Genomic DNA, 9,877 nt, shown 5'->3' with positions numbered 1-9,877 from the left:
CGCCCTGGAAGGTGGGGTGGGCGCGCTGGCGGTGGCCTCGGGCATGGCGGCCATCACCTACGCCATCCAGACCGTGGCCGAGGCTGGCGACAATATTGTCTCGGTGGCCAAGCTGTATGGCGGCACCTACAACCTGCTGGCCCACACCCTGCCGCGCATGGGCATCACCACCCGCTTCGCTGCCCACGACAACATCGCCGCCATGGAGGCGCTGATCGATGAGCGCACCAAGGCTGTGTTCTGCGAGTCCATCGGCAACCCTGCCGGCAACATCGTGGATATCGCCGCACTGGCCGAGGCCGCCCACCGCCATGGCGTGCCGCTGATCGTCGACAACACCGTCGCCACCCCCGTGCTGTGCCGGCCGTTCGAACACGGCGCCGACATCGTCGTGCACTCGCTGACCAAGTACATCGGCGGCCACGGCACCAGCATCGGCGGCATCGTCATCGACTCCGGCACATTCCCCTGGGCCGACAACAAAGAACGTTTCGCCCTACTGAACACACCCGACCCGTCCTACCACGGCGTTACCTACACAGAAGCCTTCGGCCCCGCCGCCTTCATCGGCCGCTGCCGTGTGGTACCCCTGCGCAACACGGGCGCGGCGCTGGCACCGTTCAACGCTTTCATGATTCTGCAAGGCCTGGAAACCCTGGCCCTGCGCATGGAGCGCCACACCGAGAACGCCCTGAAGGTTGCCCGCTACCTGCAAGGCCACGAGCAAGTGGCGTGGGTTAACTACGCCGGCCTGCCCGACCACCCCGAACATGCACTGGCCCAGCGCTACACCGGCGGCAAGCCAGCGTCGATTCTGTCGTTCGGCATCAAGGGTGGCCAGGCGGCCGGTGCGCGCTTCATTGATGCCCTGCAACTGGTGCTGCGCTTGGTGAACATCGGCGACGCCAAGTCACTGGCCTGCCACCCCGCCTCCACCACCCACCGCCAGCTCAACGACGAAGAACTGGAAAAGGCCGGCGTGCCACGGGACATGGTACGGCTGTCGATCGGCATCGAGCACAGCGACGACATCCTCGCCGACCTGGCCCAGGCCCTGGAGGCCAGCCGCGGTTGACTCACCAGCGCCCTACCCAATGCCGACGGCGGGCGTCACTTCTGCATAACCGGATTGCCTTGCGATGACCCTGTTCTACCTGAAACTCATCGTCACCCCGCTGCTGATGTGGGCCATCTCCCTCGCGTCGCGGCGCTGGGGCGGCTTGTTGGGCGGGCTGCTGTCCGGGTTACCGATCACCTCGGCATTGGTGATGACTTTTTTGTGCCTGGAACAAGGCACAGCATTCGCCCTCGGGGCCGTGCCTGGCGCGCTGGGCGGGCTGGCGGCGGTGCAGGCTACCTATGCCTTTTACCTGTTCGCCACGCGCAGGCTAGGCGTGGGGGCTGCCGTGGGGCTGGCGGTACTGTTCTATGGCGTGGCTGCCTATGCCTTTACCCATTGGGGCAGTTTGTACCTGTCGATTGGCGTGGCGCTGGTGCTGATTGCCGTGTTGATAAACGCCAGTGGGCGCGAGCCCAAGCCAGAGGCCATGGCCCTGTCTCGACAGCGGTATTGGGAGATTCCCCTGCGCATGGTGTCGGCCACGTCCCTGCTGATGGTTACCACCAGCCTGGCCAACTGGCTGGGGCCGGCGACCAGCGGGATGCTGGCGCCGATACCGGTGATTGCCTGGCCGTTGGTGGTGTTCGCGAATGTGCAAAACGGGCGCGCCGGCATGGCCGCGATGGTACGGGGTAATGCGATTGGGGCGGTGGGGGTGATTGCGTTTTATCTGGTGTTGGCGGGTGTGCTGCAGGCGTGGGGCGTGGGGCTTGCGGTCAGCCTGGCCATGGGGTGTGCCGTGATGCTGACCGTGGGGCTGGCGGCGGTGTTGCGGCGCAGGTGAACACCTTGTTGGAACAAACTGCCTCGCTCTCTTAACTGCGGCCATTCCTCATTCCGCCAGTTTGACTTCAGCTGAGCAGTGAAGAAAAAATCGGCAGAATCGCTAGATCTGAAGATTTTGTGCGTTCAGTGAAGAAAATATCAGCGCTCATCATCAACAGCAGCAAAAAGTGCATCCCCCGCCGATTTGTGGGGCAGTCCAGTTTATGAGGCAGCCCACCCTGTGGGAGCGGGTTCACCCGCGAACACCGGCGCCAGCCGGTGCCATCCACCCTGATATCAAGCAGCGCCCACCCGCTCCCCAGGCCAAACCACCGCCTGAGCCACAATCACATGCGTGCCATTGAACGTAAGCGCAGGCCCGCCATGAAGCTGATAGCCGATCAGCAGGGCATCACTGACCCTGCGGCAAAAGGCAGCGTCATCGGGGCCGGTCAGTACGCGGTAAATGGGCATGCCGTCGGGTGGCTGGTTCATCGGGTTGATCCTTGGTGCGGTAGGTGTGGAGTTTCAATACTACTTGGAAACAACCTGCAACCTGCAACACCGGGCAGTCTATGTAAAACGCGATGGAGTTCCTGGTAAACAATCAGAATTTAACCCTTTCTTGTAGGCCCTTTCCCAAAGATACTCCGTGAGCCTGTTTTTCGTTGCGCAAGGAAATCGTCGGTCCTAGTCTCGGCCCGTCGCTGCAAATTCAGCGACCGGTTTTGACAGACCGTCGATTGTTGTCCGTGTGCATACGCTTATGGCGGCTGTACGTGCGGGCACCTTCGTGTGCGCCGAGTGCCAACAATCTCGGTCTGTCAACCCGCGTACAGCTGCCACCCTCCCGTTTGACAGCGAGGTGGATAGCAGCTCAACCATTGTTGGAGCGTGAGCATGCTGAAAATCGTCCCAGACCCACCCCGTCACATTCTTTCCCTAGAAGACACACTGATCCAGGCCACGGATTACGCCCTGTGCGCGGCAACCGTGGTGCAGCAGGCAATGGCGCTACAGCCCAAATCGCCCGCGTCGGTGCTCATCATGGCGTCGATGCACGAACTGGAAACGCTGCGAGCGCTGCTTGAGTCGGCATTGATCCAGGTGCAGATGCCCTCAGAACCCAGGGCCTGGCACTAAAGCCTGGTTGTGTAACGCCTGGGCTGTTAGAGCCACCAGGGTTTCCAGCCCAGGCAACGATGTCTTTAGGGGAGCTACCACCGTGCCCACAGAAGAAAACAAATTCACCGTCGGTAAAACCACCTTCTACCAAGGTGCCAATCAAACCCATCCCCTCTTCCGCATCGAACCTGGAATCCCTTGCCAAAGTGCGCGTGAGCAAGCCTCGGAACTGATGGGCTATGCGCGGGACATGACGCTGGATGGTTTGATGGAAGATAAACCCCAGCTGATCTGGGCATCCCACTACCTGTGTGCGCTGGCCAAGGCGCTGATGGATGATGCTGAGCTGGGCATGATGCGTTGAGTCAAGCTGTGTGCAACCAAGCTGGCTCAGCAGCCATCAAAAAGCCCAGCATTGGGCTGGGCTTTATCCCTCAGGCCGAGGCTGTCCAGACAGCAAGCTCATAACCATCTGGATCGATGAAGTGGAATCGCTTCCCGCCAGGAAAGGTGAAAACTTCACGGCTGATGATTCCGCCAGCAGCCTTAACCCGAGTCTCAGCTCCAGCAAGGTCGTCTGAGTACAAGATGACCAATGGGCCGCCTGGCCTGACTGGCTCGCCAGTGGTGAAGCCACCGGTCAACCGACCGTCGCTGAACTCGGTGTATGTCGGGCCGTAATCGACGAAGGTCCAGCCGAACACCGCGCCGTAAAAATCCTTGCTGCGCTGAATGTTCTGGACGTTGAACTCAATGTTGTCGATCTGGCGGTCTGTTCCTCTGCTGCTCATGGGTACCTCCTTGTAAGAGGGTGGAATCTACCATAGCGACCCTGGACCTGTTGCATCCTGTCCACGCGTTCATCCTGCGTAGTAGGTGATTAGAGTGCGCTGCTCGGGTTAGGCCTCACCTATCGTGTCGACTCTAAAGACCATGGACCTACTCACCGTGTTCGTTAGTACCACTCATCCAACGCTCGCAAACGCTGAAGAGCGTGTTTGTACTTACACATCAAGGCGAAAGTACCCCGAGCTGTTCCAGAGACACTTTGTTGGTAGATTCCCTCACAATCCGATTTGACATATTCCTTCCAATGAGACTGTGAAGCCTTGAGCAGAACCGGAACTTCCTCATAGGTCGAATACCTATCGGGGTGCTCAGTCATCTGCTGGGCGTGAGCCAATTTCTCCTGGTACTTAAGCTCAACTTGCTCGTCGGCACTGCGCTTCATTGCGAAAAGACACATCTCGCTGCCATTCGTGCCATGAACATCTGGCCTGCGCAAGCACTCCTGCCAGACAGCTTCAACCTTCGCAGCGAACTGGCGAACCGCCTCGTCTAACTCCTCTTCGCGGCCAACGTCAGCATGGGAAGTACTCATCACGAGCAGCGATCCCATGCAGATCCCTGTAAATGTATTTTTCATGTGGCTCACTCCTTGAGATAGCGCTAAAGACGGTGAATATTGCCGTAATCAGAAGCTCCGCGCTATGAAACGGGGCGTTTTCATTTTTTGGCTGGGATCAGGCAGCATGCTGACAGCGCGAGCGGTATGCGCAGTGCACTCGCTTAGCTCCAGCGTTTGGCCATCGCACGTGTGGACGCAGGCCAAGGCACTGGTGGAAGCTGAGTAAAGGATGATGCGCTGAGCCATGGTAATAATCGGTGCCGCACGGAACCCCAAGGCATTCACCCCGTTTCCTCGGGTGTAACGCTTGAGTGGATCCAGGCAGACCTTGCAAACCCCGTTACTGGCGCTGAAGCAATAGCAGCCTCCGCGCCCCGTGAGCTGGATGTGCTGATCTACAACATCGGCATCTGGGAGCAATATGCGTTCACAGAGCAGTACGCATTTCTGAGCGACAGTGACGCCTCCATCAGCAGGCTGGTGAAGGTGAACATCACCGCCACGCTGCTATTGCTAAAACGCCTGATCCCGAATTTGCTCGGTTCGTCCAGGCCGCAAGTCATTCTGACGGGCTCCACCTCGGCACTGCGCCAGAGCGGCAGGCCCGAAGTGACGTTCGGTGCAACCAAGGCCGCGCTCAATGGAATTGCAAATAGCGCCCCGGGTGGCAAGGGTCTTTTTTGCCGTATCCACCTCTTTCCCACCGCCTGCTTTCAATAAAAATGCGAAGATAGTAGCGTTGCGCCCCTGTTAACCAAACCACGGATCGGTAATGAACAATTTCTCACTCTCCCCCCAGGATTTCGTACTTCCATTGGTCGGCGCCTTCCTGCTCTGGCTGGTGTCCAAAGCCATCAATGGAGCAGTCTCTTTGGCCCTGCACTTGGCTAAACGGCTGGTCACCCGCCAGCTCAGGAAGATCAAACGCGTTCGGGTAGATGCCTTTGCAATCCAAAAGGAGATAATCAAAGAGTCGACGCTTTTCGCATGTTTCGTCCTATCATCCCTACTTGCAATGGGGTTCTACCTACCCGTCGCAGCTGATAAGGTGTTTACAACAAAGGTAGCAGTGATGGCCACGCTCCTGGTGCCGCCCCTTCTGCTAGAAGCCTGGTGGCTCTTGCATCAAGACTATGTCACCACCCTACTGAAGTATGCAGCCAAACTAGGCCCAGGATTCCGGAGAGCTATACCGAGGTACCCTGAACCCTGCCGCCGGACCAGCGACCGGAAGGCTCGCCGCGATAAATCTGCAAAAAGAAAGGCGACCTACCGACATGTGGTCTCCAGGCGCTAGGGTTTCGAAACAGCACTAATTGGGTAGCAATGACGTAAGCCTGCGTCATCCAGGTGGAACCTAGTGTCCTCTGTGCGAAAAAATCGGAATTAGCCCCTTCCTTGTAGGCCGTTTCCCAAAGATACTCCGGGCGCACGTTTTTCGTTGCACATGAGCAGTGTGGATTCTAGTCTCGCCCGGTCGCTGCCAATTCAGCGACCGGTTTTGACAGACCGCTCACGTTGTCCTCATGTGCACGCCTTTATGGCGGCTGTACGTGCGGGCACCTATGGTGCGCCGAGTGCCAACGTCTCGGTCTGTCAACCCGCGTACAGCTGCCACCCTCTTGTTTGACAGCAAGTTCGAGGCAGCTCCATATCCCACGTTGGAGCTGAACCATGCTAAAGATTGTTCCTGATCCGCCTCCCGCCCTTCTCTCCCTTGAAGACACTCTGATACAGGCCACTGACTACGCGCTCTGCGCGTCGACCGTTGTTCAGCAGGCAATTCAATTGCAGCCCAAGTCACCCGCCTCCATCCTGATGATGGCATCTATGCACGAGCTTGAGACGCTGCGCGCGTTGCTTGAGTCGGCGTTGATTCAGGTGCAGATGCCGTATGAGCCAAGGTTGCGGCATTGAGTTTGTGATTGGTTTCGCCTGGGTTGTGCGTGGTGCGGCTAGGCCAGCCCAGGCATTAGCGTGTTTCAGGGAGCGACAAAGATGGCCACAGAAGAAAACAAATTCACCGTTGGTAAAACCACTTTCTACCAAGGCGCGAACCAGACCCATCCCCTCTTTCGCATCGAGCCTGGGATTCCCTGCCAAAGCGCGCGCGAGCAAGCTTCTGAGCTGATGGGCTACGCGCGGGATATGACGCTGGATGGGTTGATGGAAGATAAACCTCAGCTGATCTGGGCTTCGCACTATCTGTGCGCGTTGGCCAAAGCGCTGATGGATGATGCTGAGTTGGGGATGATGCGGTGAAGTAGGTCTACGCTTTCGGATGCGTTGAAGACCTGGTTCAGTGTTCGGCTTTGAAGACTGCCTACCTTCAGGGGCAGATCAACGTAATTGATCAGCTCGCAGCCTTAGCTCCATTGGCTGAGACATTAGACTCGAGCCCGGACGCAGAGGCTCAGCGGGGCCAACTGGCTCAAAGCCGCTCGTTTTATACAGCTGTATCGCTGGGCTGTCTGCAATGGTCACATCCAAGCGCACGCGGAAAGTGCCGCGGTTTTCAGCCCAAGCAACAGCCGACTCAAGCAACGCCCTACCGATGCCAAGACCACGTGCCTCTGGCGCGATCCATATTTGAAAGATTTCGACGAGTTCGTGGTCGGCGTCCGACGCCTTGCACCAGATCAGGCCACGCCCCTTGTTGGAACAGCAGAGTACGCCCCTACCCTACCCGGTCGCGGCGCTGGGCGATCTTTTGGGGCGGGCCATAGAGCGCATGGCCGATGTGATCGGCGTGCCCTGCGCCATGGCCGCGCAATCTGTTCTAGCCACGACAGCTTTGACGAGCCAGGCGCACGCCAATGTTCACCTCGACGGCCGAATCTATCCGTTGTCGCTGTACTTGCTAACGGTAGCTTGCTTGGGTGATCGCAAAAGCGCGGTGGACCATACTGCACAGCAGGCCGTACGCGACTGGGAGAGACAGCAGTGGATCGCTTACGGCGAACAACTCAAGGCGCACCGAGCAGCGATGAGCCTCACCGCGAAATCGCCAACCTCGAAAAAGTCAGCACAGCTAGCGCTGGACGCCCAACCTGAACCCGTCCAACCGAGACTCCTCAGTGCTGAGCCGACCATTGAAGGTCTGGTCAAAAGCCTCTGCCATGGTTTGCCGAGCATGGGGCTGTTCAGCGATGAAGGCGGCAGTTTTTGGGCGGCAGCACCATCAGCAAGGACAACATGATCAAGGCGATCACTCACTTGTCGACGCTGTGGGACGGTAGCCCGATTGATCGGTCGCGCGCGATGACTGGAGAAAGTCTACGTGCCTATGATCGCCGCCTCAGCATGCACTTGATGCTTCAACCCCGCCTGGCAGACCGCTTGCTGCAGACGCTGATATCAAAGACCAGGGCATCCTGGGACGCTGTCTGATCAGTTGGCCGGAGCGTCTGGTTGGACAACGGCTGTACAAAGCCATCGACCTGACCCGAGATCCAAAGGTGCACCTGTACCAGCAGCGCATTGCCGCGCTGATGCAGAAGCCTTGGTCACGCCATAAAGACGGCGGACTCAACCCTGCAACACTGGAGTTAAGCCCCCGCGCCCGTGAAGCATGGATTGCCATTCACGACACCATTGAATGCGAGTCTGGGGAATTCGGCGAGCTGGTCAACATACAGGCTGCCGCGGGCAAAGCCGCCGCGAACGTTCTACGCATGGCTGGTGTGATGGCGGTGGTTGAAGAATCGACTGTCTTGGAAGAAATGCACATTCAGCGCGCCTCTACGCTGATGGATTACTACTTGGCTGAGAATCAACGACTGACTGAACAGGAGCCTCTGAATAAGCTTCGCGCAGAGGCCGACTGCCTGCTGCGCTGGTTGATAAAGAAGAACTGGCCACCGTTTCGCCTCCGCGACATCACACGCAACGGTCCTCGCTTTGCCCGTAAAAGCACGCGGCACACCTTCGAGTTATTGCTGCAACTGGTTGCCCATAACTGGCTGGACAATGACGGGGACATATTCGAGGTACGCCATGTTCCGACTCAATGACGCCGTGCGCCGCTATCGGGGGCAACATGGCTCGCCGACCGAATTACGGTGTGTCGCCGCCAGCGTCACCACTTTGTCGCCACCTGCCAAGCGAGATGCGGCGGGTGTTGTCGCCACTGTCGCCGCTGTCGCCAGAGCAACACCTGAGCCCATAGACCTGGCTCAGCTCATCGAGCAGCTGCAAGAGGAAGGGGCTCTGCTGCTGCACAGCGAAAATGCCCTTTTCATCCGCCCAGCACACTGGGGATAGTTGGACAGCGTCAGCGCCCACTGGAAAGCCCTGCTGCGGCTTCTACAAACCAACGTTCAAGGTGAAGACAATGGCGCTGGTCGGTCGGCGTGACGGTCGCAACTTTGGTTACGGCCGCCAACTGAGCTACGCCGGCCGGCAGGCATTGGAAGACCTGTTCGCCGGCGGCCACTTCGCCACCGTCAACGCCCATAGCAATCGCTGGCAAGCCTTCGTCCGCTAGTGCCGGTCAGAGGAAGGCCCTGGTTACAACGATGCACGTCAGATTGATCGACAGACGCTGGAGGACTACGTTGCATACCTGCGCCAGCAGATCCAGTAAGGCGAACTGTGCATCGCCACCGCGCAAAACCGCCTGAGCAGCGTTAACCGAACCCTCGCCGCGCTGCGCGTTGATCAGGACGTGAGAGTCATCAGCCCGAGCCAGGCGCTGGGACGGCACCGCTCCAACGTACGCACCCGTGCGCCGGACGGGCAAGATTATCAAGACGTACAGCGAGTAGCGCTGTCGCTGATGGAACACCAATACGAACGGTTGGCCGCTATCATCATGTTGGCCCGGACTACCGCTATGCGCCTGCGCGAAGCGATCCTGGCAAACCTTCCACGCTTGCACGACGAGGCCGAGTCGCTTGGTCGGATCAATATCCAGGACGACACCAAAGGCGGGCGAAGCGGGGCATCAGCGCCGCGTTGGATCATCGCCAATGAAGAGGTCAAAGCATCACTCCTATTGGCGCACAACGCATAGCCGATCGGCGGCCACAACTTACTGCACCGGGCCGAAACCTACACCGCGTTCTTGCAACGGACGGTGCTCCCAGCTCGCGAAACTCTGCATAAGCACGGGATAAAGGGCTTTCATGAACTGCGCGCGGCCTACGCTTGCGAACGTTACACGCACTCACGGGCCGTGCTGCACCAGTCGATGACAGCCACGGCTGTCACATCGACCGCGGTCTTGATTGGTGGGCGCGTCAACAGATCAGCCTTGAACTTGGACACTACCGGATTGATGTGGTGTCGGCCTACATTGGTGGCCGATCATGACCAAACCCTTTGATATAGAGCTGTTCCTCAGCGGAGTCCTGGCCGGTTCGAAGAGCACCCAGCAACGACATCCACGGCAAGCGCGAATCATGCAGGCAGCCATCCAACGGCGATGGAATCGAGACAATCCGTGGACTTGGCAGCTA

General features: G+C 58.6%; 12 protein-coding genes and 2 pseudogenes. 10 read left to right on the top strand and 4 right to left on the bottom strand.

The window, feature by feature from the left end; translation table 11 throughout:
* Both APH25_RS19975 and APH25_RS19970 read left to right on the top strand, forming a co-directional pair.
* Window positions 1-1,075, top strand: a 1,075-nt coding sequence (locus APH25_RS19975) for an aminotransferase class I/II-fold pyridoxal phosphate-dependent enzyme (RefSeq protein ID WP_060483101.1), incomplete at its 5' end; no start/stop codon positions are given.
* 64 nt (window positions 1,076-1,139) lie between these two features.
* Window positions 1,140-1,904: a hypothetical protein gene (locus APH25_RS19970; RefSeq protein ID WP_060483100.1), complete on the top strand. Its 765-nt coding sequence runs from the start codon at window positions 1,140-1,142 to the stop codon at window positions 1,902-1,904.
* A 278-nt stretch (window positions 1,905-2,182) separates the two neighbouring features.
* On the opposite strand, the gene APH25_RS19965 is transcribed toward APH25_RS19970, so the two are convergent.
* Complete coding sequence (locus APH25_RS19965; RefSeq protein ID WP_060483099.1) at window positions 2,183-2,380, bottom strand: DUF1737 domain-containing protein; 198 nt, start codon at window positions 2,378-2,380, stop codon at window positions 2,183-2,185.
* Between the two features lie 405 nt (window positions 2,381-2,785).
* Between APH25_RS19965 and APH25_RS19960 the strand changes: the two genes are divergently transcribed.
* Together APH25_RS19960 and APH25_RS19955 are read left to right on the top strand one after the other, a co-directional pair.
* Window positions 2,786-3,028 (top strand): hypothetical protein, encoded by a 243-nt coding sequence (locus APH25_RS19960; RefSeq protein WP_060483098.1) that lies wholly within the window; start codon window positions 2,786-2,788, stop codon window positions 3,026-3,028.
* Window positions 3,029-3,110: 82 nt separating this feature from the next.
* Window positions 3,111-3,374 (top strand): DUF3077 domain-containing protein, encoded by a 264-nt coding sequence (locus APH25_RS19955; RefSeq protein ID WP_060483097.1) that lies wholly within the window; start codon window positions 3,111-3,113, stop codon window positions 3,372-3,374.
* Between the two features lie 70 nt (window positions 3,375-3,444).
* On the opposite strand, the gene APH25_RS19950 is transcribed toward APH25_RS19955, so the two are convergent.
* Entirely contained in the window at window positions 3,445-3,801 is a 357-nt protein-coding gene (locus APH25_RS19950; RefSeq protein WP_060483096.1) for a VOC family protein, read from the bottom strand.
* A 164-nt stretch (window positions 3,802-3,965) separates the two neighbouring features.
* The gene (locus tag APH25_RS19945) at window positions 3,966-4,436 is read right to left on the bottom strand and encodes a lysozyme inhibitor LprI family protein (RefSeq protein ID WP_060483095.1); all 471 of its coding nucleotides are present in this window, start codon (window positions 4,434-4,436) and stop codon (window positions 3,966-3,968) included.
* A 219-nt stretch (window positions 4,437-4,655) separates the two neighbouring features.
* Between APH25_RS19945 and APH25_RS19935 the strand changes: the two genes are divergently transcribed.
* The 4 genes from APH25_RS19935 (at window position 4,656) to APH25_RS19920 (ending at window position 6,680) form a co-directional block, all read left to right on the top strand.
* Window positions 4,656-5,138, top strand: coding sequence for an SDR family oxidoreductase (locus tag APH25_RS19935; RefSeq protein WP_082428397.1), 483 nt, complete (start codon window positions 4,656-4,658; stop codon window positions 5,136-5,138).
* Window positions 5,139-5,190: 52 nt separating this feature from the next.
* Complete coding sequence (locus tag APH25_RS19930) at window positions 5,191-5,715, top strand: hypothetical protein (protein ID WP_060483092.1); 525 nt, start codon at window positions 5,191-5,193, stop codon at window positions 5,713-5,715.
* A 377-nt stretch (window positions 5,716-6,092) separates the two neighbouring features.
* A complete protein-coding gene (locus tag APH25_RS19925; RefSeq protein WP_060483091.1) occupies window positions 6,093-6,335 on the top strand; it encodes a hypothetical protein in 243 nt (80 codons plus the stop codon).
* A gap of 81 nt (window positions 6,336-6,416) precedes the next feature.
* Window positions 6,417-6,680: a DUF3077 domain-containing protein gene (locus APH25_RS19920; RefSeq protein WP_060483090.1), complete on the top strand. Its 264-nt coding sequence runs from the start codon at window positions 6,417-6,419 to the stop codon at window positions 6,678-6,680.
* A gap of 78 nt (window positions 6,681-6,758) precedes the next feature.
* Here the strand turns inward: APH25_RS19920 and APH25_RS25145 are convergent, their stop codons facing one another.
* Window positions 6,759-7,007: a GNAT family N-acetyltransferase gene (locus tag APH25_RS25145; RefSeq protein ID WP_371262521.1), complete on the bottom strand. Its 249-nt coding sequence runs from the start codon at window positions 7,005-7,007 to the stop codon at window positions 6,759-6,761.
* A 142-nt stretch (window positions 7,008-7,149) separates the two neighbouring features.
* On the opposite strand from APH25_RS25145, the pseudogene APH25_RS19915 reads away from it, so the two are divergent.
* Together APH25_RS19915 and APH25_RS19905 are read left to right on the top strand one after the other, a co-directional pair.
* Window positions 7,150-8,431 (top strand): annotated as a pseudogene (locus APH25_RS19915) (YfjI family protein).
* Window positions 8,432-8,751: 320 nt separating this feature from the next.
* Window positions 8,752-9,731, top strand: a pseudogene (locus APH25_RS19905) (integrase domain-containing protein).
* The last annotated feature ends 146 nt before the right edge of the window (window positions 9,732-9,877 follow it).

Origin of the sequence: Pseudomonas sp. NBRC 111119, from assembly GCF_001320125.1 — a bacterium.
GTDB lineage: Bacteria > Pseudomonadota > Gammaproteobacteria > Pseudomonadales > Pseudomonadaceae > Aquipseudomonas > Aquipseudomonas parafulva.
The sequence above is the reverse complement of the archived record's forward strand: the minus strand, read 5'-3'. Positions and strand labels throughout refer to the sequence as shown.

Excerpts from the sequence above, each read along its gene's own strand:
- APH25_RS19930 (WP_060483092.1), top strand. The coding sequence starts at position 5,191 with ATGAACAATTTCTCACTCTCCCCCCAGGATTTCGTACTTCCATTGGTC.
- APH25_RS19970 (WP_060483100.1), top strand. The coding sequence starts at position 1,140 with ATGACCCTGTTCTACCTGAAACTCATCGTCACCCCGCTGCTGATGTGG.
- APH25_RS19965 (WP_060483099.1), bottom strand. The coding sequence starts at position 2,380 with ATGAACCAGCCACCCGACGGCATGCCCATTTACCGCGTACTGACCGGC.
- APH25_RS19925 (WP_060483091.1), top strand. The coding sequence starts at position 6,093 with ATGCTAAAGATTGTTCCTGATCCGCCTCCCGCCCTTCTCTCCCTTGAA.
- APH25_RS19960 (WP_060483098.1), top strand. The coding sequence starts at position 2,786 with ATGCTGAAAATCGTCCCAGACCCACCCCGTCACATTCTTTCCCTAGAA.
- APH25_RS19950 (WP_060483096.1), bottom strand. The coding sequence starts at position 3,801 with ATGAGCAGCAGAGGAACAGACCGCCAGATCGACAACATTGAGTTCAAC.
- APH25_RS19920 (WP_060483090.1), top strand. The coding sequence starts at position 6,417 with ATGGCCACAGAAGAAAACAAATTCACCGTTGGTAAAACCACTTTCTAC.
- APH25_RS19945 (WP_060483095.1), bottom strand. The coding sequence starts at position 4,436 with ATGAAAAATACATTTACAGGGATCTGCATGGGATCGCTGCTCGTGATG.